Origin of the sequence: uncultured Aquimarina sp. (assembly GCF_947492405.1) — a bacterium.
GTDB lineage: Bacteria > Bacteroidota > Bacteroidia > Flavobacteriales > Flavobacteriaceae > Aquimarina.
In genome coordinates, this window is the sequence record NZ_CANLMP010000003.1 from 45,707 (window position 1) to 67,218 (window position 21,512).

Annotated in this window: 21 protein-coding genes and 1 pseudogene; 18 read left to right on the top strand and 4 right to left on the bottom strand. The window is 33.3% G+C overall.

Annotated elements, in window-relative coordinates; translation table 11 throughout:
• Positions 1-76: 76 nt before the first annotated feature.
• Positions 77-463 (bottom strand): group III truncated hemoglobin, encoded by a 387-nt coding sequence (locus Q0829_RS11765; protein ID WP_298542927.1) that lies wholly within the window; start codon positions 461-463, stop codon positions 77-79.
• Positions 464-534: 71 nt separating this feature from the next.
• Positions 535-801, bottom strand: a complete 267-nt coding sequence (locus tag Q0829_RS11770) for a hypothetical protein (protein WP_298542928.1) — start codon at positions 799-801, stop codon at positions 535-537.
• Positions 802-912: 111 nt separating this feature from the next.
• Here Q0829_RS11770 and Q0829_RS11775 point away from each other — a divergent pair, with 111 nt between their 5' ends.
• Positions 913-1,281: a hypothetical protein gene (locus Q0829_RS11775; RefSeq protein ID WP_298542930.1), complete on the top strand. Its 369-nt coding sequence runs from the start codon at positions 913-915 to the stop codon at positions 1,279-1,281.
• A 26-nt stretch (positions 1,282-1,307) separates the two neighbouring features.
• Here Q0829_RS11775 and Q0829_RS11780 read toward each other — a convergent pair whose 3' ends face one another.
• Entirely contained in the window at positions 1,308-1,661 is a 354-nt protein-coding gene (locus Q0829_RS11780) for a hypothetical protein (protein WP_298542932.1), read from the bottom strand.
• Between the two features lie 148 nt (positions 1,662-1,809).
• Here Q0829_RS11780 and Q0829_RS11785 point away from each other — a divergent pair, with 148 nt between their 5' ends.
• From Q0829_RS11785 to Q0829_RS11840, 12 genes and pseudogenes are all read left to right on the top strand, one after another.
• Positions 1,810-2,496, top strand: coding sequence for a TetR/AcrR family transcriptional regulator (locus tag Q0829_RS11785; RefSeq protein ID WP_298542933.1), 687 nt, complete (start codon positions 1,810-1,812; stop codon positions 2,494-2,496).
• On the top strand, positions 2,489-4,156 hold the full coding sequence (locus Q0829_RS11790; RefSeq protein ID WP_298542935.1) for an ATP-binding cassette domain-containing protein: 1,668 nt from the start codon (positions 2,489-2,491) through the stop codon (positions 4,154-4,156). The genes Q0829_RS11785 and Q0829_RS11790 overlap by 8 nt, the downstream gene beginning before the upstream one ends.
• A 6-nt stretch (positions 4,157-4,162) precedes the next feature.
• Positions 4,163-5,518 (top strand): biotin/lipoyl-binding protein, encoded by a 1,356-nt coding sequence (locus Q0829_RS11795; RefSeq protein WP_298542937.1) that lies wholly within the window; start codon positions 4,163-4,165, stop codon positions 5,516-5,518.
• 3 nt (positions 5,519-5,521) lie between these two features.
• Positions 5,522-6,925, top strand: a complete 1,404-nt coding sequence (locus Q0829_RS11800) for a TolC family protein (RefSeq protein WP_298542939.1) — start codon at positions 5,522-5,524, stop codon at positions 6,923-6,925.
• Positions 6,926-7,251: 326 nt separating this feature from the next.
• The gene (locus Q0829_RS11805) at positions 7,252-7,653 is read left to right on the top strand and encodes a hypothetical protein (RefSeq protein WP_298542941.1); all 402 of its coding nucleotides are present in this window, start codon (positions 7,252-7,254) and stop codon (positions 7,651-7,653) included.
• Positions 7,654-8,024: 371 nt separating this feature from the next.
• Entirely contained in the window at positions 8,025-8,663 is a 639-nt protein-coding gene (locus Q0829_RS11810; protein WP_298542943.1) for a hypothetical protein, read from the top strand.
• 137 nt (positions 8,664-8,800) lie between these two features.
• Positions 8,801-9,625 (top strand): LytTR family DNA-binding domain-containing protein, encoded by an 825-nt coding sequence (locus tag Q0829_RS11815; protein WP_298542945.1) that lies wholly within the window; start codon positions 8,801-8,803, stop codon positions 9,623-9,625.
• A 123-nt stretch (positions 9,626-9,748) separates the two neighbouring features.
• Positions 9,749-10,408 carry a CPBP family intramembrane glutamic endopeptidase gene (locus Q0829_RS11820; protein ID WP_298542946.1) on the top strand — a complete coding sequence of 220 codons (660 nt, stop codon included), beginning with the start codon at positions 9,749-9,751 and terminating at the stop codon, positions 10,406-10,408.
• Positions 10,409-10,570: 162 nt separating this feature from the next.
• The gene (locus Q0829_RS11825) at positions 10,571-11,101 is read left to right on the top strand and encodes an SRPBCC family protein (protein WP_298542948.1); all 531 of its coding nucleotides are present in this window, start codon (positions 10,571-10,573) and stop codon (positions 11,099-11,101) included.
• A 25-nt stretch (positions 11,102-11,126) separates the two neighbouring features.
• A complete protein-coding gene (locus tag Q0829_RS11830; RefSeq protein WP_298542949.1) occupies positions 11,127-12,251 on the top strand; it encodes an SRPBCC family protein in 1,125 nt (374 codons plus the stop codon).
• A 6-nt stretch (positions 12,252-12,257) separates the two neighbouring features.
• Complete coding sequence (locus tag Q0829_RS11835) at positions 12,258-13,130, top strand: AraC family transcriptional regulator (RefSeq protein ID WP_298542951.1); 873 nt, start codon at positions 12,258-12,260, stop codon at positions 13,128-13,130.
• A gap of 56 nt (positions 13,131-13,186) precedes the next feature.
• A pseudogene (locus tag Q0829_RS11840) lies at positions 13,187-13,393 on the top strand (MGMT family protein); the annotation flags it as partial.
• Between the two features lie 38 nt (positions 13,394-13,431).
• Here the strand turns inward: Q0829_RS11840 and Q0829_RS11845 are convergent.
• Entirely contained in the window at positions 13,432-16,668 is a 3,237-nt protein-coding gene (locus Q0829_RS11845; RefSeq protein ID WP_298542954.1) for a chondroitinase-B domain-containing protein, read from the bottom strand.
• A gap of 335 nt (positions 16,669-17,003) precedes the next feature.
• Here Q0829_RS11845 and Q0829_RS11850 point away from each other — a divergent pair, with 335 nt between their 5' ends.
• The 5 genes from Q0829_RS11850 to Q0829_RS11870 all read left to right on the top strand — a co-directional run bounded on the left by Q0829_RS11850 (position 17,004) and on the right by Q0829_RS11870 (position 21,499).
• Positions 17,004-17,816 (top strand): hypothetical protein, encoded by an 813-nt coding sequence (locus Q0829_RS11850; RefSeq protein ID WP_298542957.1) that lies wholly within the window; start codon positions 17,004-17,006, stop codon positions 17,814-17,816.
• Between the two features lie 399 nt (positions 17,817-18,215).
• Positions 18,216-18,668, top strand: a complete 453-nt coding sequence (locus tag Q0829_RS11855) for an FKBP-type peptidyl-prolyl cis-trans isomerase (RefSeq protein ID WP_298542959.1) — start codon at positions 18,216-18,218, stop codon at positions 18,666-18,668.
• Positions 18,669-18,697: 29 nt separating this feature from the next.
• A complete protein-coding gene (locus Q0829_RS11860; protein WP_298542961.1) occupies positions 18,698-19,111 on the top strand; it encodes a DUF3010 family protein in 414 nt (137 codons plus the stop codon).
• 176 nt (positions 19,112-19,287) lie between these two features.
• Positions 19,288-20,667 carry an exonuclease domain-containing protein gene (locus Q0829_RS11865; protein WP_298542964.1) on the top strand — a complete coding sequence of 460 codons (1,380 nt, stop codon included), beginning with the start codon at positions 19,288-19,290 and terminating at the stop codon, positions 20,665-20,667.
• A 109-nt stretch (positions 20,668-20,776) separates the two neighbouring features.
• On the top strand, positions 20,777-21,499 hold the full coding sequence (locus Q0829_RS11870; protein ID WP_298542967.1) for an alpha/beta fold hydrolase: 723 nt from the start codon (positions 20,777-20,779) through the stop codon (positions 21,497-21,499).
• Positions 21,500-21,512: the final 13 nt, after the last annotated feature.

Sequence of the window (21,512 nt, forward strand, 5' to 3'; positions counted from 1 at the left end):
ATTTTATTATGCTTGCATAATAAATTTTACGATGGCTAAGCTTTTATAATTACTTATATGAAGAAGTAAGAGTAGATTAATTTTCTCTGGTTTTTAATTGTATTACTGTAGCGATGGACAATGCTCGTGTTTTCATTAATTCTGCCTTAGTCCCCTTAAAGTTATTGTCTATTGTTGTGGTAAATAATGCCAACCAGGTATCAAAATGATTTTTTTCCATTACTTTTTTATGATGCAGATTCTGGTGAATCTGTAATACATTTTTTTTGTAGTTGCCTGTATAAAATAGTTGTTGCTCCCAAAAATCGGTAATATGTGGAATATGATCCTTCAGATTGATTTGAGCTATTTCGGTAAAGAATAAACCAATGACGGGATTTTTCAATGCCTTTTTATAGAATGCCCACATCAAATATTCAATATCCTTGCGGCTGGTGATGTCTTTTAAATTATCCTTGTCCAAAAATACCTTGGTTTACGTTAGTATATATATACAAAATTACAAGGTATTCGGACAAGTACTTTGGTTTTGGGCTATAATTTTTGCTTAGAAACAATAAGATCTCTTAGTTCTTGCTGTTTCTCTTTTTCAATCATTTTTTGGTGGGCATAGGCAAAAATGGCATTCTCTACGACCTCATTTTCTCTTTCTCCTGATAGAATATAGGATATACTTGTTTTGGAATATGGTTTTTTGTTTGTACTAAAAATCTTGTTCTGGTTTAAGTAAGCTTGTATTTTTTTTACGTGCTTACTTCCGATGACCTTTAAAATCGCAGAACGTTCTTCAGGTGTGATCATAAATTAGTTGGCTAATGTTATTGGTATAAGTATCTTTGTGAATGTAATGTTATAGTTTTGTTATACAATATTATATAAAATATTGCATATACACAAATAATAGTCAATATTTTGGATAAAAAAGATAAAATTTTAGATAGAGTTATTGTTTTTGCTGCTCATTTAGGGATTAGTCTAAGGAGTTTCAGCCTTTCTATAGGGGCAAGTGCTGGATATTTACATAGATTACAATCCGCAAATAGTAATATTGGAGGTGACTTTATAGAAAAGATTATACAATTGTATACAGAGATTAATCCTACCTGGTTGGTTACAGGAGAAGGAAATATGCTTAAAAAAGGCCATCGCGTAGAAGAATCTGAGGTAACATATGGCAAAAATGACCACTTTAAACAAGCATTACTTAGATATTTGGATGATCAGGACATCCGAGATAAACTTGAAGAAATAAAAAAGAAAGATGAGCTTGATGTAGATTAACTATATCCCGCTCATCCTTGTAGAATTTATTGTATTTCTTTAGCGGCCACGGCTGCTTCCACATGTACCTTTACCAAAGGAATACTATTCAGAAATTGTTTTCCGTCTTTTCTTTGAATAGTAATATTGGTTTTTCCATTTTTCACTTCTTTATCGGTGACAACTACTTTTGTCCCCTGTAATTTTTGGAAATTAGTAGTTCCTCCTTTTTTAATAATAAAATTAGTACGAGGAAATAAGATGTGCTGGTATGTTTGACCAGAAGGTGCTCCTATAGTAACAATATCTCCAATTGCTATGGTACTAGAAGATAAATTTTTGGGTTCCTGAGCATTCATCGATACGATCGATAAAAATGCGATAAAAAATAAATTTTTCATGCGAGTGTGTATTGTGTTTATATATTGATGTGTCCTATAAAGTTACTATTATTTGATTAAGAGTAAAACATAAATTTTGGTTAAATAATAGTTAATATGTTAAGTATTAATAGTAATACTATTATTTTTGAGCTAAATAGTTTTAATTATGAAATACATACTTCAAGACTTAAAGGTTAATATCAACAATAATATATATCTTAAGGATCCGGAATCTTCAACTTTAGGGAAAAAAATTGTAGAGTTTAGTATTCTACTAATCGATGAGATTGGCTTTGATAGTTTTACTTTTAAAAAGCTAGGAGTGAAAATAGGGTCAAATGAGAGTTCCATTTACAGATATTTTGAGAATAAACATAAACTACTCCTATATCTTACTTCTTGGTATTGGGGATGGCTAGAATATCAATTGGTCTTTACAACTAATAGTATTTCTGATGCAAAAGAAAAACTAACGAAGGCTATTGAAATTATCACTCGGACGACAAAGGAAGATTCTTCGTTTTCTCATATTAATGAAATTCTATTGAACAAGATTGTCATTAATGAATATTCTAAATCATATTTAACTAAAGAAGTTGATAGTGAAAATAAAGATGGATATTTTTCTATATATAAAAGATTGGTAAACCGAATCAAGGATATGATTAAAGAAGTAGATGGTGATTATAAGTATCCTACCAGTTTGGCCAGTACCGTGACCGAAGGAGCTTTGCATCAGCATTTCCTAAAGGATCATTTTTCTTCATTAACCGATTGTGATGAGAAAATCACGCCCACAACATACTTTATTAACCTAGTATTTAATTCTTTAAATAACCAAAAGAATGACTAAAAACATATTGACTGCTTGGCAGCGTCTGATAGGACTCTTAAGGCTTGATAAAAGAGATATCCTCCAAATATTTTATTATGCAATTTTTGCGGGATTAGTAAGTTTGTCACTTCCCTTGGGGATACAAGCTATTATCAATTTACTTCAAGGAGCTCAAGTGAGTACTTCTTGGATAATTCTGGTGATTTTAGTTACCGCAGGTGTACTATTTGTTGGGATACTTCAGTTTATGCAAATCAGAATTATTGAAAATGTACAACAGAAGATTTTTACCAGAGCTTCTTTTGAGTTTACTTATCGATTTCCAAAAATTAAAATGAGCGAATTGCGTAATTATTATCCGCCTGAGCTTGCTAATCGTTTTTTTGACACATTAACTATCCAAAAGGGATTGTCTAAGATATTAGTTGATTTTCCAACTGCTTTAGTTCAAATCATTTTTGGACTCTTACTATTATCTTTTTATCATCCATTTTTTATCATTTATGGTTTATTGTTGTTGGTTTTAATCTATATCGTATTTAAATACACCGCAACCAAAGGATTAGAAACAAGCTTGAGTGAATCAAAAAGTAAATACAAAGTAGCTCATTGGATTCAGGAAGTTGCACGATCTATTGTAAGTTTTAAACTATCAGGTAGAACTAGTCTGTCACTAACTAAGAATGATGCACTGGTAGCCGATTATCTGGATTCTAGAGAGAGTCATTTTAGAATATTGGTAATACAATTTATTCAGATGATTGGTTTTAAGGTATTGGTCACAGCAGGACTTTTACTAATAGGTGGAGTACTAGTTTTGAATCAGCAAATGAATATCGGTCAGTTTGTAGCGGCAGAAATCATCATCTTATTAGTGATCAGTTCTGTAGAAAAACTAATCGTGGGATTAGAGTCTTTTTATGATGTACTAACTTCTTTAGAAAAAATAGGACAGGTTGTCGATAAAGAACTAGAACCACAAGAAGGAGAAAAACCCTTTAAGGAAGATGAAGGATTTGTGATAGAACTAGATCAAGTTTCTTATGCCGTTCCGGATCGAGACAAAAAAATCATAGACAATATATCTCTTAATATCTCAGAGACTTGTACTATATTAATACAAGGATCTAATGGTTCTGGTAAGACAACACTTTTACGATTGATTGCAGGTTTGATAGAGCCCGATAGCGGCAGTATTTATATTAATGATATTTCGTTAAAAGGAGTCAACCTCAATTACTACAGAGGGTATTTAGGACAATCGCTTACAGAAGAATCTCCTTTTGAAGGGACTATTTTAGAGAATATTACCTTCGGAGATCAAAGTATTACCAGTGAGCAGGTGTATTGGGCACTAGAGAAAGTAGGATTACTTCAATTTGTTAAGGAACAACCAAAAGGATTACTAACAATGTTATATCCAGAAGGAAGGCAAATCCCATATACAATTTCTAAAAAGATCGTATTAGCTCGTGGAATTGTCAGAAAACCAAAATTACTGATTCTTAAAGACCCATTAGATCAATTTAATGGAGCAGAAGCTACCAGGATTATGGATTTTCTAGCCGATCCCGAAACCCCTTGGGCATTAGTTGTAGTTAGTGAGAATAATAAATGGTCATCACGCTGTGGTAGAGTGATTACAGTGGATAATGGAAAAATAGTAAGTGAAAAATAAAAAGATATGCTAAATATTTCAAATAACAAACTAAATAAAACTGTGGATATTTTAGGGTATAAAGCATCACAGAAGGTATTTGGTAAAGAGCATTATAAATATTTTAATCGTTTTTTATTGGCATTTACCATCATCGTTTTCATCATTTTGTTTTTTCCCTGGACACAGAACATTTCGGGTAATGGTTTTGTAACTACATTAACTCCGGATCAGCGACCTCAGACGATTCAATCCCCAATACCTGGTAGAATAGAGCAGTGGTATGTACGCGAAGGAGATTATGTAAAAAAAGGAGATACGATTCTACGAATTTCTGAAGTTAAAAATGAATATTTTGATCCTAATTTAGTAGAAAGAACAGGACAGCAGATTAAAGCTAAATCTATGGCTGTAACATCCTATGAAGAAAAGGTGAAAGCGCTGGGTAATCAGGCAAATGCACTTATACAAGAACGAGCTTTAAAATTAAAACAAGCGAATAATAAGCTATTGCAATCTGGGTTTAAAGTAAAAAGTGATAGTATTGATCTCGAGGCGGCAAAGACGAATATCGCTATTGCAGAGCGCCAATACAATCGTATTGTACAGTTAGAAAAAGAAGGACTCAAATCACTAACGGATGTAGAAACAAAACGATTAAAATTACAGGAAACGCAAGCAAAATTAATTTCGCAAGAAAATAAATTATTGGCCAGTAAGAATGAGGTGATTAATGCACAGATAGAATTGGGTCGTATCCAAGCAGCATATGCAGAAAAAATATCCAAATCCCAGAGTGACCGGTTTACCGCACAATCCAGTCAATTTGATGCAGAAGCCCAAGTGACTAAATTAGAGAATCAGTATACCAACTATGAGATACGAAATGATTTGTATTACATCAAGGCACCACAAAACGGATATATCAATAAAGCAATCCAATCCGGTTTAGGAGAAACTTTTAAAGAAGGAGATCAACTAGTAGGAATTATGCCATCAGAGTATGACATGGCGGTAGAAACCTTTGTGAAACCGATAGATTTACCTTTGGTACATATTGGAGAAGAAGTAAGAGTACAATTTGATGGATGGCCGGCTATTATTTTTAGTGGTTGGCCTAATGCTTCTTATGGAACTTATGGAGGAAAAGTAGTTGCAATAGAAACATTTATTAGTGCTAACGGAAAGTATAGAGTATTGATATCTCCAGATCCTAATGACCACGACTGGCCCGATGGAGTACGTGTAGGATCAGGAGCTAATACAATTGCCTTGTTGGAAGATGTACCAATTTGGTTCGAATTATGGAGGCAGTTAAACGGTTTTCCGCCTAATTATTATCAACCAGAAGATAAAGTGGCAACAACCAAAAAGAAAAAATAATCTATGAACAAATTTTTGTTATACAGTTTTCTTTTTTTGACAACCGTGTTGTATGCACAAGAAGAAGATACCATTACACTTAACTTTAAAGAGTATTTGGGTTTTGTAAAGAAACATCACCCGGTAGCCAAACAAGCAGAGTTAAATATAAGTGTTGGAGAGGCAAATCTATTAAAATCCAGAGGAGGTTTTGATCCTAAAATTGAAGTAGATTATGATCGAAAAAAGTTTAAAGGAGACGAGTATTATGATTTGCTGAATGCCACTTTTAAGGTGCCCACCTGGTATGGAATAGAGTTAAAAGCTAATTTTGAGCAGAATGAAGGGATTTTTCTCAATGAAGAAAGAACAGTTCCAGACGAAGGATTATATAGTGCCGGAGTATCAATACCTATTGCACAGGGGTTATTGATCAATGATCGTATGGCATCGCTTAAAAAAGCAAGATTATTTAGAGAGCAAACCAAGGCAGATCGCGATCTATTAGTTAATGAAATTCTATATGATGCATCCTTAGCCTATTTTGATTGGTTAGAAGCATTTAATGAGAAGGAAATCTATCAGAATTTTTTAACCAATGCGAGAGTACGTTTCGAAGGAGTAAAAAAGAGCGCTTTAGCCGGAGATAAAGCAATCATTGATACCGTAGAGGCTAAAATCACAGTACAGAATCGTCAGTTAAGTTTAGAGCAGGCAAAAGTTAAATTGATGAAATCTGCTTTAGATCTTTCTAATTATCTATGGATCGGAAATAACATTCCAGTAGAGTTACAGCCTAATGTAATTCCGGATAATGAAGTAGATGAGGTTATTGATCAGACATTACAGATACAGCAGGCGCTATTTACAGATGTAGACTTGGTAAACCATCCTAAACTAAGATCATTAAATTATAAAATTGAAGGATTAGAAATAGATCGCAGACTCAAAGCGAATAAGTTACTACCTAAAATTAATCTGGAATACAATTTCCTGACACCTTCACCAGAAGTGGCTAGTTCCTTTAATACCGCAGACTATAAAGGAGGCGTCACCTTTCAGTTCCCATTATTTTTGCGGAAAGAGCGCGGAGCTGTAAAACTAGCTAAATATAAAATCCAGGATAGTCAATATGAATTAGCAAGCGTACAACTACAGATAGAAAATAAGGTAAATGCTATTTATAACGAGTTAGAATCCTTTAAAACTCAGAATAGTTTAATCGCCAATATTGTAAATGATTATACCACCTTATTAAAAGCAGAAGAACGTAAATTTAGTTTTGGAGAGAGTTCCTTGTTTTTGATCAATTCTCGAGAAAGCAAATTGATTGATGCAGAACTAAAAAACAATAAATTACAGAACAAATATTTTGGTACCAAAGCCAAGCTATTTAAGAATCTGGCTGTCAATCCAGAGAACTTATAGCGGTTTGGGACGAGAGACTTCGAGAACCTCAGTCTCGTGATATTAGAAACTTCGAGCCGTGAGCGTAGTCGAAGGGCTCACCACATGCCTGTCCTGAGCTTCCTCAATAGGCCAGATATGTGTAAGTACGGCCTAAGTAATTCTGAACTATTATAATACTCTGTTAATCAATAAAATAGCAAATCTCTTCTTAAATCCATGTAAATAATAAGGGAAAATTCCCTATTATTGTGTACTGTAAAAACAGGTAGAATCCCCCATTTTTTATAAAAGTGGACATCTATACTTTTAGCACAGTAAATTAAAGCAATATAGTAATTCCCGATATGTCAACCACGTTTTCTGTGATGATACAACAAATTGTAAGTGAAAGCAGTACGGATGCAATTCCTGATCCTGCTCGATCTGGATATTTATGTAAACCTACTGATTTTTTATCAGAATTGATCCGATTTGTATCTATGATGCAAGTGATAAAGATCGGTGTTGGTAGCGAAATCGCAACCATAAAAAACGATTTAGAAATAGCCAATCAATCGCCATTTATTAGACAATCAGATGATCGGTTGTATAAACTAATGGTAGGAGCTATCGGACATATAATTAGCATCTGTACTACAGAAGGAGAACATGCAGAAACAGCAGGAGAGCAAAAGTTAACAGAAACCTATGCCTGGTGCATCGCAGGATGTCGATTATTTTTAGAGTATTCTGAGTCTATAGAGTAACTATCACTAAAAAAAGCGTCAATTCGAGTGTTTTGTTTTCTGTCCTCTCGACTCCGCTCGAGGTGACAGAAAACAAAATAGCCTGCTCGCCTCTGGAGAGTATCGAGAATAGCTTTTTTGATTTGAAAATTTTGTAACATTGAGTGCACTGAACCCTTCAACTTCGCTCAGCAGAGCTATCGAGAATAGGATTTTAAACAACGCAATCATGAAATAAACAACAACAGTTAATTTATTTTATATATTTAAAAACCCCAGCTCCCACTAGTCTATGACTAGTGGCGTTACAGATGTGTCGTCCTAAAAAAAGCTTACATATTTTATGATTTCACGAGATATATTTATAGACTTGGTGATTATATCAAAAAACAATGAATAAAACATTATTTTTCTTTGCTCTATTAATTTCAGCAATTACATATTCACAAGTTCAAAAAGTATTCTATGTTGAAGATGTAAAACTAATCGATTATGTTACAGTAAATTTTTGCGTAAATGATGAAGCTTGGATTAGTGAGGTAACGGTTCTTCCTGAGAAGACTACATATCAAAACAAAGAAGTTATTGAAAAACTAATTCAATATCTTAAGGGCATTCAGTATTATTCTGATAGTACATTAAGAAATAACTGTTATGATTCTACTTTTGAGTTTGTAAATAAAAAATACGAAGAAGGGAAACTTGATGAGTGGGAGTACTCTAAATGTCAAGAATTCAGAAAAGGAGAATTTAGATACACGGATGTAAGATACCTTGAAACTCGTATTAAAAGAGGTAAGAAAAAACAAAGAGAGAGAGGTAAAGATTTTAAGGAAAAGTATAGGATTACTTGGACATCTGATTATCAATATGAACTGAAGTACATAACAGTGAATGATAAAAAGAATAAACACCTTATTGGAGAATTGATTAAAACCGAGATTATAGGAATAACAGAAAATGGTTATGTGTATAGGTCTAAATTATTGAATCAAAAAGAAGTAATAAGAGTTATTGAAAAGATGAAATAGTGAGTTCGATTAACCCCGCTCTGCGAAGTTTGCAACTTCGTAACATCAAAGATTAGATAACAGCATAATCATGATAGCGCATTCTATAGAGAAATTATTCTTTACTTTTGGATCTGACAAAAAAGGGTTTCTAATTGATGAGTACTACACAACCAACCAAAAATATACTAAAAACAGTATGGCATACTGCTACCTGGCGTTGGTTTCAGAAAGCAATTGTCTTAATAATTTTCTCTTTGGTAGTAAATCATTTAGCTGCGAGTGATAATTTTCTGGATAGTGGATCGTATAGATTCCCTATAGAAGGTTTTCTGTCGACTATTGTTTTATCTATTCTCGTTGGAATTATAGCGGATCTTAATTTTAAATTTTACAAGAAAAAATATTTCTCTAAAAAGGTAGAAATCGTCACTATCGTAAGGTTTATGCTTTCTACGCTGGGATATATTACCATCATGTATATTCCTGTAAATATTATAGTAGATAAAGTAGCAGGTGGACAGACAATATTCTATTATTTATTAATTGGTTTACTAATTACCTTGTTATTGTGTTTTATTCTCATAGGTTTATTGTATGCTCAAGACCTTTACAATTTATATAAGTTATCTATAAAAGATGCTGAAATTACTATTGACAGCGGTACGAAAATGAAGAAGCTTACCTATGAAAATATTGCGTGCTTTTACAGCGAAAACAAAATTGTGTATACTGTTCAAAATGATGGCACCACAATGAACACCGATTTTACATTAAATGAGCTCGAAGAAAAGATAAATGATCAATTATTTTTTAGAGCCAATCGACAAATTATCATTCACAAAGATACTGTAGACCTAATTGAAAAGATTGAAAATGGCAAGTTGCGTATTCAGTTAAAAGCTTTCATTGAGAACGATAGTATTGCCGAAATCAATATCAGCCGTTACAAACGAAAAGAGTTTATAGATTGGTATCAATAAAAGATGCCAAAGACTATCGACTATTCAGTTATAAATTACGACCATTCAGTAAAAATATAAGTATTTAAAGGGGTTTTCAGAGATTTTGTTCATTATTTCGTTTAGAATTTAAAATCAAAAAACATGAACAAAATCACCTTACGACAAGTATTAATTCCATTAATAACCATTGCAATCATCTGCTTTTTATGGTTTGGACCATTCCGTATAACCATAGAAAATATTATTATTTCTATAGTAATCATTATAGCCAATTATATAGAATATAAAGGAAAACCATTTTCGGCACTTGGATTTCAACGTGAAAAATTCACATTCAAAAACATTTTCGTACTTGCTCCATTGGTGGCAGTAGGACTCTTTGTTTTTTATGCCTTTGTATTGGTTCCCGGGATTACAAAACTCACAGGAGTTCCCATAGATTATTCAGGTTTTGATCAAATAAAGGGAAATTTCCCTTATTTTTTAATTTTTTTACTATTATTGTGGGCTACTGCGGGATTTGGAGAAGAAATAATCTTTCGCGGTTATTTTATGCGACAATTTGTAAAATTCTTTGGAGAAAGTAAAGTCAGTATTGTGCTTAATATTGTTTTAATTACTGGTTTTTTTGGCTTTATGCATAGTTCTCAGGGAATTACTGGGCAACTTGTTACTTGGATTGTCGGAGCGCTCATAGCTTTGATATTCTACTTGCGTAAATACGACTTGTGGTTTGTCATTGCCGTACACGGTTTTTTTAACACCATAGCTTTATCTTGTATATACTTTGATTTGGTGTAACGATACTAAGTAGTAACATATAGTTACTAATAAAATTAATCCACTTTACTAAAATTTCGTGGTTTGGTCTTTTTTTCCAATGGATTGACCCAATAATCATATCTGTCCGATATTCATACAATTACTTTTGGAATATCTAATTAAAAGATAAATCCATTAGATATGAATGATAAAAAACCAAATGTAAATGCATCTTCAGGCATCATTATCAAGGTTCCTATCGAAAAGATCTGGCAGATCTTAGCAGTAGAATTTGGAGACATTGATCACTGGGCTTCTGGAGTGAATGCCTCTGAAGGTTCTGGCGCTCCGATTAACGGAAGTAACTGTTCTGAACGTGCATGTAAAATTAGTGCAACTGGATTTAGCGATACCAAAGAAAGAATCACGGTATATGATAAAGAAGGCTATATCCTTAAATACACATTATTCCACGGATTACCTGGCTTTGTAAAAGATGCTTATAATACCTGGCAATTACTTCCTAAAGATAAATCTCTAACACTAGTCAAAGCAACTACCGAAATGAGAGCTACAGGTATTATGGGGGCTATGATGAAAGGCTTTATGACTAGAAGTACTCAAAAAGTGCTTAAAACAATGTGTAAAGAATTAAAATATTACGCAGAGAATGACGAACCCCATCCAACAAAGAAAAAAGCGATGGAAAAGTATACTCGAAAAAAGAAATAAATCTACAATCCCCTAAAAAAAGACGATGAAAAATACAGTAAAAAACGGAGTTATTCTACTTCTTATAGTAGTGCACTCCACTTTCGCTAGAGCCGAAGTGATTAAAGAAAAAGAACCAAATGTTATCGCAACAGCAGAGACCATTATTAATGCTCCAATTAAAGATGTATGGTCTATTTTGGCAGAAGATTGGGCTGGAATAGGAAAATGGTCATCAGGTGTATCACATTCTCAAGGTTTTGGTCAACCTATCGGTGGTTCGGACTATACGATTCGCGCCTGCGAAATTACAGCTGCTGGTTTTGATGATACGAAAGAACAAATTTTAGAATATGATGATCAAAATTATTTGCTTAAATACGAGCTTGCAGATGGTCTTCCAGGTTTCGTAAAAGATGCTATAAATATTTGGACTTTAGAAGAAACTGCCAATGGTACACTCATTAAAGGTAAAACTACTATGAGAGCAACTGGTATTATGGGTGTTATGATGAAAGGTATAATGAAAGGCGCAACAAGAAAAGCCCTGGAAAGTATGACTAGAGAATTAAAACATTATGTAGAAACTGGAGAGCTACACCCTGACAAACTTGCTTCCAATAAAAAAGTGGCTAAGAAAGAAGCGAAGATGCGCAAGAAAGTTGCTTTTGTAGACGTACAACAAGAGATAGATGCACCTGCTGAACGTGTTTGGGAAATCATAGGAACCAATTTTGCAAACATTGCAGATAGCAATCCTGATTGTCCATACTCAGAATGGGCAGACGGATATCATAAAGCAGAGGTAGGGGCTAAGCGTATTATGTATATGACCGATAGTCGTGATAAGAAGTATTTTGTTGATGAAATCGCAAAATATGATCCGGCAAATTATCATATAACTATAGAGATTACCAATAAAAAAGGATTTGGAACATTAAACATTAATTACACTTGGGTCAATATGGATGTCGAGAAAATTTCAGAGAATAAGACCCTTTTGAAAATACGTTTTCATTATCTTACTAAACCAAAGTTTCTCAAAGGGTTAGCAAAAGGAAGTATGCGTAAGGGTTTCCAGAAGTATGCATATGGTATAGATTATCACGCTGAAACTGGAGAGTTGGTTACAGAGAAAAAATGGAAGGCAATCAAACATTTATATAAGTAAAAAGCTGTGATTTTAACACAACGACATTTAGAATTAGGTGGAAAAGCTGTTATCAGTCATTTCACTTTTTCTCCGCCGCTTATAGCTGCAGCCGATTTGGATAATACTGCTTGTTTCATATTTCCTATTCATACAAAAGGTAATATATATCGGGCTGATGGAAAAACAGAGATTTCAAATACACAGGGCGTTTTAATGAAATGCGGCACCTATGTAAATAAATGGTACAATACAGATGAAGGAACAATATCTGAAGTTGTTATTCTTAGACTTCATCCTGAAGTAATGCAAAAAGTGTTATCAACGACCGAAGTAAGCTCATTCGAAAAAAAAGAGACAAGCAGTCCTTTAAATGCTGTTCTAGAATTGGATGAACTATTGACCAAATTTCTGGATAGTCTATTTTTCTATTTTGATAATAAAGAACTTGCAACAGAAGAGTTGGTTGCACTCAAGATAAAGGAACTGACTTTACTTTTAATAAACAGTCGAAATCCTAATCCAATAATCGAATTACTATCATCTCTTTTTCGCAGAGATAAATATACCTTAGTAGAAATCGTCGATGCAAATATATTCGAGGATATTTCGCTTAATGAAATGGCCGCTATTGCTAATATGAGTCCTTCTACTTTTAAAAGAAAATTCAAGGCAGAATTTCAAACAACGTACTCTCGTTATGTAATGACCAAGCGACTCGAAAGAGCAAGCAACTTACTGATTAAAAAATCTAAATCTACTATCTCAGAAATAGCATATGATTGTGGTTTTAATGACCCCGCCTACTTTACAAAGTCTTTTAAAAAACAGTATCAAATGTCGCCTACTGCGTATAGGGAAGAGAAATTAAAGCAAACTATTTTAAGTTGGAAAAGTTGAAGATTGCATTGAGGTTTTATTCGAATTAACTGCTTTAATCACATTAAAATAATGTACTTAGAACGGTAGCTTCTGCAAATGGTTGTAATAGGATTTCGATTATAATTCCATGTCACAGAGTCATAGGAAAAAATGGAAGTATGACCGGTTACAGTGGTGGTGTCGAACGAAAACAATGGTTGTTAACGCACGAAGGTGAGAATCTCTTATTCTTAAAATCATTTGATACAAAATCAAGGTTGAATTTTTCAGTTTCATCTTAGAATTCAACCTCAATTTATAAAATGTATAAAATCACGATTTAGTAGGAACCGCTAATTACTTTTTCTGTTTTAATTACTTTATTGGTTGAGCTCAATAACCTTAGGAAATAAACACCTTTTGGTAAGTTTGTAGAAAAACGAATACTGTTAGAGGAGTTACTTATAGGCTCGTTAGAAACTTCTCTACCGAATATGTCTATAAGTTGTACTCTGGTGATTTCGATATTGTTTTTTGATAATTGAACTGTTAGACTTGTTGTAAAAGGGTTTGGATAGATCGAAATATTAGAACCCTCTTGATATCCAATTCTATTAGATAAACTTTGACTACTACCAGCACAAATTATTTTAAATTCATTTATAGATGACCAACTACCTGAATACCCTGATGCTCCTGTAATGGTTAGTTTTACATACCTAACAGCTTGTGTAGAAAAACTTCTGTTAATGACAGAGCCACCAGATGTATTATTAGACCCATCGGTTAATACAGAGAATCCGGAAGTTGCAGAAACACTAGAACCTTCTACAATAAACTGATATGCTCTATTATTGTATGGATATAATTCTATCTCGTTGATAGTATATGCTTCTCCTAGATCTATTATTGCGTTTTGAGGAAATCCTTGTGCCGACCATCTGGTATTGGTATTGTCATCGATGATATTGATTGCTGGATTTTCAGTTTGTTGATCACTATAAGAAGTAAGATTTGCATTTAATGATAGATTACTTCCTGCATTACAATTAGGAATATCAATGGTGTTGCCAAAAACTCTAAATTCAAGGACGCTAATCCAAGGTCCGGAATAACCAGATGCACCAGATACGGTTACTCTAACATAACGAGCAGTTATAGAAGAGAAAGAATCCGTAACCGGAGTCGAAACTGTTCCCGGTGTCGAATTATTGCTTCTATCAACTATTTCGGTATAGACTCCATTAAGATTAGTAGCAGTTTCGATACTATATTGATACGCTCTATCTTGGTAAAAAACCATTTCTGTTTTGTTAATACTGAAACTATCTCCAAGGTCTACAGTAAATGACTGAGGGAAACCATTGACAGACCAGCGAGAATTAGTAGATCCATCGACCAGATTAGAAGCAACATTGTTACCATCAGGAGTTCCTGTAGCTGTTACTGATTTGTTTAGCGCAAGATTGTCACCGGTAGTAGTAGAAATTACAGTTATGGTTGAGGTGTCAGTGAATCCTCCATCTTCTGTAGTTACGGTAATAACAGCTTCACCAGTACTTATAGCGTTAAGTAATCCATTAGAATCGATAGTTACTACAGAAGTGTTACTACTGTTGTATGTAACGTTTTGATTGGTTGCATCGTCGGGCGTTATAGCTGTTGTTAGTTGTTGCGTGTTTCCGATTTCTATAATAGAACTACTCGGAGAAATAACTACCCCGGTTACAGATACTGTTCCTGCAACACCTAACTGAGTTATGGTAATTGTTCTGGTTAAATTTCCACCGCTAACCGTTACAGTACCCGTTCTGGTACTATTTTCTGAATTGGTAGTGACTGATATAGTAGCATTACCATTATTCACTCCGGATGTAGGACTTACAGTGATCCAAGAACTATCATCGGATATTGTCCAATTTACATTGGATGTTATCGTAAGTGCTTGACTTCCGGCAGTAGCTACAAAATCATTGATTGCAGATAGTGTTAGTACATCTGTTGGAGGAGTATTACTACAAGAATTCAAAGAATTTCCAGTAGAGTTAACAAAACAAGCGCCAACGCTTACCGCTACATCGCTATCGGAATAAGGAGATTGAGATATATTTGATCCTCCATTAGTACCAGAAATATTGAAAATTTCGCCATTACTACTAGCCGATAAATTTGCTGAAGAAAATCCGCTTACTGATGCTCCTAGATTTGTACTACTATATACATTTCCTGAATATGATAATGAAGAGCCAATATCTGAAAAATCTCCAGGGTCATCTTCTGTAATAACATCCGTAGTATTCGATGAATTACTTGAAAAGTAAATCACATTATTAGAAATAGTACCGGTATTGCCACTAGTACCTTTGTCTCCATTAAAAAATAAAGGAGCATTGGTATTTACTATAGTGTTGTTAGAAACAGTAATATCTTCCGATTTTTGATACCCATTAGATACGCTTGTAGCATTACAATTATCCTGAGAGTTGGTGGAACCTCCCATAAATGTAATTCCATTATTCCATTTTGCTTGATCAATCACAGTGATACAATCTTGAATATAATTGTTAGTAATTATATGGTCACTATCTACGATTCTAATACCACCTGTGCCATCCACATTTTCTCCTAAAAAGTAATTATCACTTACTACAGCTCCAGAACCGTGGCGTAGGGTTAATGATCCTCTACATCTTCTAAAAGTATTATTCTGGTATATGTTATTATCACTTTTATTGGTAATGATTTCATTTTCACCATCAGCCTCCACAAAATAGTTATTGCTTACTGTTGTTCTGCAATCTACATTCTGGAATTCACTAGTTCCTACACGAATGGTTTCACTATCACCAGCGTTTGATAAGGAGGGATCCATTTTTTCGTATTTATAAAAATAATTATTGCTTATTGTATGACCAACAATGTCACAGCGATTCACTTCTGCATTGTATTCTAACTCTACTAATACCAGGGCTCCTGCAGTAGATTTATTCAAAAAAGAACAATTTAATACATTGTTATTGTTTCCGTATAATACAATCCATCGATGCTTAACAATTGCTCCATCTTGTTCAGCTTCTGCCGCATCACCAGGTTCTACACCTAAACCATCAATTACACAATTTCGAATTGTAGAATTTTGTGCATATGTAGTTCCATTTCTGAATTGGATAAAATTACTAGCTCCATACCCTCCTTTCCAATGAAATCCTTCGACGATAAGATAGTTTCCGGCAATATTCATTTGTAGTCCATTATTAAAAATAACGCCACCAGGTGTTTCGGCTTTTAAGGTAATAGGGTTGGATGCGGTTCCATTAGCACTAAATACAAGTCTTTCATCACTACTATACGTTCCATTTTCCCAGATGACCACATCTCCTGGTGATAAGTTCAAATTGTTAAATTCATTTATCGAATTAACCGTGTATTCAGTAGCAAAAAGGTGAGTGGAAAAGAGAAAAATAATCATAAATAACTCTTTTAAGCCTCTTTTTTTTGGTAGTTTTTTTAATAATAAATCATCGGGATCGTATTGTTTTTGTTTTTTTAAAGACCAAAATGTGTGAAGATTTTTCATATGAAATGTGTTAAATAGTTTAGTTACAAAATGAGCTAGCCTTCGCGTTTTGGTTTGATTCTTATATGTAGGTTTTAAAAGCTAGTATTAGTCTTATTGAATTAGTAATATGTTAGTTCTTAATCATGATAAATCAAATTGGTCAACCAATTTAATGTTTTTTGTTGATATATAAATATTTTGCGCTTATAAATATTATAGTTACATCAATTTTGTTAATTAATTAAGGAAGTATCAATTGCGTGATTGTTGATATATCGGATTGAAGTATTCCAAGATTTTATATAATTCTCTATAGATCTTAATAATCTGTATTTTAGCGTAAATTTTAGTCAATGACACATTTGAAACATCTTACCTTATTAATTACTTTACTTGTAATTCAATCAATTGTGGGACAAGCCTATGATGAACGATACACGTTTTCGGTAGGTGATGAGGTACATATGTTTGGGGATAATGTAAAACTTAGAGATGCTCCAAATACAGATTCACAAACCTTGGCATTACTTCCTATAGACTCTAAAGCGATCGTTCTTGCAGTTGAAGATAGCCTGCATGAATATAAAGGAATTAGTATGCCTTGGTATAAAGTGGAATGTGGGGATAAAATAGGATATGTTGTAGGCGGTTTGTTTTCTTTTACTAGGTATAATAGTAAAACTGGTAATGATACTTATTTTATTTATGGGTTAGAAAAAGATGCAGAGGGATCGACATATGCTACTATCAGAGCAGTGAGGGATCAGAAAATGCAAAGCGAGCAGAAAGTAAGAATCTTTGGGAATGGAGCTTTCGAGGTTAAACATTATGACAATAAAGGAGTAGAACAAATGGATGATATTATTGTTATTGATAATTATAGTGAAGCTTGTGGTATTGATGGAGGAAAATCCTATGTTGTTTATAGCGGAGGTCAACTTATTCATATGGCTAATACTTCAGAAATAGGAGATGGAGGATTATATCATTATCATTCGGATTTTATATTCCCTTCAGATCCTCAAGGAATGCCTAATATAATTATCTACAAGCAGGAAAATGGGGAAATGAAAGATGAAGAAACTGATTGGTATGTTACTACTTCTCAACAACGAAATCTTACTTGGGATGGAGAAAAGCTACAACCTGAGGATTATAAAAATTGATCTTTAAAAACATATTCATGAAAATAATCGGAATCGAGATAGATAAAAAAAGAGCCATCTCTGTAGTGTTGTCTAAGGATGAAAATGGGAACTATATAAAACTTACTGGTAAGACGAAGTATATCTAAATTAAAGATGATTAGAGTAATCAAGATGTTCAAACTTTTCTAAAAGAGATTCATGCTTTTTTGATTTTATAGAGCCACTGCATGTTGTTATTATTGGTAGACAAACCAAAAGAAAGTTTGCAGCAGTAGCTGTTTCCTTTAAATTAAATTTTTTTTTAAAAAAAAGGTATCACTAATTCTATGATAATGTTACATAAAATAATATCATTAACTATTGAATTAGAAAGTGTATAACATTAGATTTGTAGCTAATAAAAAAATAATAGTATAGATGAAATATGCCATATTCACTTTTATAATCGTTCTTTTTGTTTCTTGTAATGCAGGTCAAATAAAAGCGGATCTTAAGGCAGAGAACGAGGAAGAGATCATAAAATATATAGAGGATAATGGTCTGATAGCAGGAAAAAGTGATACAGGTTTGTATTTTGTTGTTCATGCGCCAGGAACCGGCATCAGGCCCAGAAGATCAGATATGGTTACTGTGGCGTATAAAGGATATTTTACAAACGGTGCGGTGTTCGATAAAAGTGATGCAAACGGTATTTCTTTTGGTTTACAAGAGGTAATAAAAGGCTGGAGAGAAGGGATTAGATATTTGAAAGAAGGTGGTAGCTGTACACTATTGATACCTTCACATTTGGGATATGGTCGTAGGTCGGTAGGGCCAATTCCGGCAGGTTCTGTATTACTATTTGATATTACATTGATTTCGGTGAATTAAGAATCTTTAAATAGAACTAATATTAAATAATGAAAGTAATCGGAATAGAAATAGATAAAAAAAGAGCAATCTGCATGGTATTATCCAAAGATCTGCAAGGTGAATATACCAACCTTACTGGTAAGACCAAGTATATCGAAATTAAAGATGATCAGAGTAATCAGGATATACAGAACTTTCAGAAAGAGATTCATGAGTTTTTTGATACTATACAGCCAGATCATATCGCTATTATTAGTAGACAAACCAAAGGAAAATTTGCTGCAGCATCTGTTTCTTTTAAATTAGAAGCATTGATACAATGTTATTCAAATGCAGAAATGAGTTTTGTTTCTAAACAAACCTTGACTGCTTATTATAAAAAGAATCCACTTCCGGTAGCGTTTGATAACGCTTATCAAGAAAATGCTACAAGATTGGCGGCTTATTTATTAAGAGAATAGGTTGTTTTCATTTTATAAAAAAACTATTCTCGATATAGTTTTCTATCAAAAACCACTCGAATTGACGCTTTATTAAAAAACTCAAAAAATAAACTTCAATAGGAAAAATTCCATTATAAAAGGAAAAATTCCAAATATCAATTATTTCTTTTAAATTTGTACCTCAAAAAAAAGTAATGTCAGAAAAATTATATGCCGTTATTGATGTAGAAACCACAGGTAAGGGTATTAATGGTAATCGCATTACAGAAATTTGCATTGTATTGTTACAAGGCAATACGATTATAGATAAATTCACTTCTTTAGTAAATCCCGAATGCCATATTCCTCCTTTTATTACTGGTCTTACAGGTATAGATAATGATATGGTTCGGAATGCACCCAGATTTCACGAAATAGCAGAACGTATTGTGCAGATGACCACTGGGGCCATCTTTGTGGCGCATAATGTGACTTTTGATTATAATGTGATTAGAGGGGAATTTAAAAACCTTGGATATTCATTTGTACGAAAGAAACTATGTACCGTTCGTTTATCCAGAAAACTAATTCCGGGTATGTTTTCTTACAGCTTAGGTAAGCTATGCTCTTCTCTTAATATTCCTTTAGAGGATCGACATAGAGCAGAAGGCGATACTGATGCTACTGTGATTCTTTTTCAACGAATTTTGAGCCTTGATCCTGAATTTTTAGTCATTAATAAATTTTTAAATGCACGTTCTAAGGAAGCTACATTGCCGCCACACCTAAAAGCGGAGAACATAGATGCCCTTCCAGAAGAAACAGGAATTTATTTATTTAAAGATCAAAAAGGAAAAGTAATATATGCAGGTAAAGCCAAAAATATTAAACAACGGGTAATCAGTCATTTTTATGATAAAAAGAATAAAGAATATGAACTGTGTCAAGCGACATATACTATAGATTATGAAGTAACGGGTAATGAATTGGTTGCTTTACTATTAGAATCAGAAAAAATCCAAAAACACTATCCAAAATTTAATAGAGCACAAAAAAGACCAGTAGCTCCTTACTGTATTATGTATTATACAAATAGAAAAGGAGTGGTTCAATTAGCAATAGATAGATCGCATTCTATAGATCATTCGGTAGAAATATTTTATAGTAGAGCAGAGGCAGTAGAAAAACTAGAACAGCTTTGTGAAGACTATCAGTTATGTCCTCGATATTGTAGTTTACAAAGTACAACAGAAAGATGTTCTCATTATAAAATTAAGAATTGCAAAGGTATTTGTATAGGAGAAGAATCTGTTGCATTGTATAATATGAGAGTCCAAAAAGCTTTATCCTCTTTGCGAAGAGATCAAAAGAGTTATTTTATTAAAGAAAAAGGCAGAACATTTAAGGAGCAAAGTTTTGTAATGATTCAGGATGGTGTTTATAAAGGGTTTGGATATATACAGGAAGATGAACAAATTGCTAAGATAGAAGACTTCGATAATTTCTTAAATCTTCAGAAACATACATATCATACTACCAAAATAATTAAAAGCTACTTACGCAAAAATGGAGATAGGAATATCGTTCCGATATAACTACTCTTTATACCTTTTTGGAAATTATAACAAAATAATAATATATAGCTATTATGTAAATTAGTACTTTGAGGGACTTAATCTTATTTGTATTAATCATTTGTTATCTATGAAAAACGTAATTACCTCAGTAATTGTATTCCTGACCGTTTCCATCTATGGTCAAAAAACTATTAATTTTCCTTCTAAAGATGGATTGATGATGACGGCAGATGTGTATGAAACTAATGACAGTAATCAGTTTGTCCTTCTTTTTCATCAAGCAGGATGGAGCCGTGGAGAATATCTGGAGATTGCACCAAAATTGAATAGTTTGGGGTATAGTTGCATTGCTATGGATCAACGTTCTGGAGGAACTGTAAATGGGGTGGAAAATCAAACGAAAGCTTTAGCCGAAAAAGAAGGAAAGCAAACGGAATTTACCGACGCTTTTCAGGATATAGAAGCTGCAGTGGGATATGTAAAAAAAACATATAATCCTGAGAAGATTATTATTTGGGGGAGTTCTTATTCTTCAGCACTTGTATTAAAATATGCAGGAGACAACCCTGATGCTGTAAATGCAGTTTTATCTTTTGCTCCAGGTGAGTATTTTGGTAAAAAGAACTTTATTACTTCTAGTGCTTCTAATATTAAAGTTCCTGTGTTTATTACTTCTGCTAAAAATGAAAAGAAGAATTGGTCAGGAATTTATGATGCTATTCCGTCTGGTAAAAAGCAATTTTTTCTTCCAGAAACAAAAGGAAATCACGGGTCAAGAGCACTTTGGGATAAGTTTTCTGATAGCCAAGACTATTGGAAAGCGGTAAAAGAGTTTTTGAAAACTATATAGTGATATAACTAAA

Coding starts and splice junctions, on each gene's coding strand:
- Q0829_RS11770 (WP_298542928.1), bottom strand. CDS start 801: ATGATCACACCTGAAGAACGTTCTGCGATTTTAAAGGTCATCGGAAGT.
- Q0829_RS11780 (WP_298542932.1), bottom strand. CDS start 1,661: ATGAAAAATTTATTTTTTATCGCATTTTTATCGATCGTATCGATGAAT.
- Q0829_RS11785 (WP_298542933.1), top strand. CDS start 1,810: ATGAAATACATACTTCAAGACTTAAAGGTTAATATCAACAATAATATA.
- Q0829_RS11790 (WP_298542935.1), top strand. CDS start 2,489: ATGACTAAAAACATATTGACTGCTTGGCAGCGTCTGATAGGACTCTTA.
- Q0829_RS11795 (WP_298542937.1), top strand. CDS start 4,163: ATGCTAAATATTTCAAATAACAAACTAAATAAAACTGTGGATATTTTA.
- Q0829_RS11800 (WP_298542939.1), top strand. CDS start 5,522: ATGAACAAATTTTTGTTATACAGTTTTCTTTTTTTGACAACCGTGTTG.
- Q0829_RS11805 (WP_298542941.1), top strand. CDS start 7,252: ATGTCAACCACGTTTTCTGTGATGATACAACAAATTGTAAGTGAAAGC.
- Q0829_RS11810 (WP_298542943.1), top strand. CDS start 8,025: ATGAATAAAACATTATTTTTCTTTGCTCTATTAATTTCAGCAATTACA.
- Q0829_RS11815 (WP_298542945.1), top strand. CDS start 8,801: ATGAGTACTACACAACCAACCAAAAATATACTAAAAACAGTATGGCAT.
- Q0829_RS11820 (WP_298542946.1), top strand. CDS start 9,749: ATGAACAAAATCACCTTACGACAAGTATTAATTCCATTAATAACCATT.
- Q0829_RS11825 (WP_298542948.1), top strand. CDS start 10,571: ATGAATGATAAAAAACCAAATGTAAATGCATCTTCAGGCATCATTATC.
- Q0829_RS11830 (WP_298542949.1), top strand. CDS start 11,127: ATGAAAAATACAGTAAAAAACGGAGTTATTCTACTTCTTATAGTAGTG.
- Q0829_RS11845 (WP_298542954.1), bottom strand. CDS start 16,668: ATGAAAAATCTTCACACATTTTGGTCTTTAAAAAAACAAAAACAATAC.
- Q0829_RS11850 (WP_298542957.1), top strand. CDS start 17,004: ATGACACATTTGAAACATCTTACCTTATTAATTACTTTACTTGTAATT.
- Q0829_RS11855 (WP_298542959.1), top strand. CDS start 18,216: ATGAAATATGCCATATTCACTTTTATAATCGTTCTTTTTGTTTCTTGT.
- Q0829_RS11860 (WP_298542961.1), top strand. CDS start 18,698: ATGAAAGTAATCGGAATAGAAATAGATAAAAAAAGAGCAATCTGCATG.
- Q0829_RS11865 (WP_298542964.1), top strand. CDS start 19,288: ATGTCAGAAAAATTATATGCCGTTATTGATGTAGAAACCACAGGTAAG.
- Q0829_RS11870 (WP_298542967.1), top strand. CDS start 20,777: ATGAAAAACGTAATTACCTCAGTAATTGTATTCCTGACCGTTTCCATC.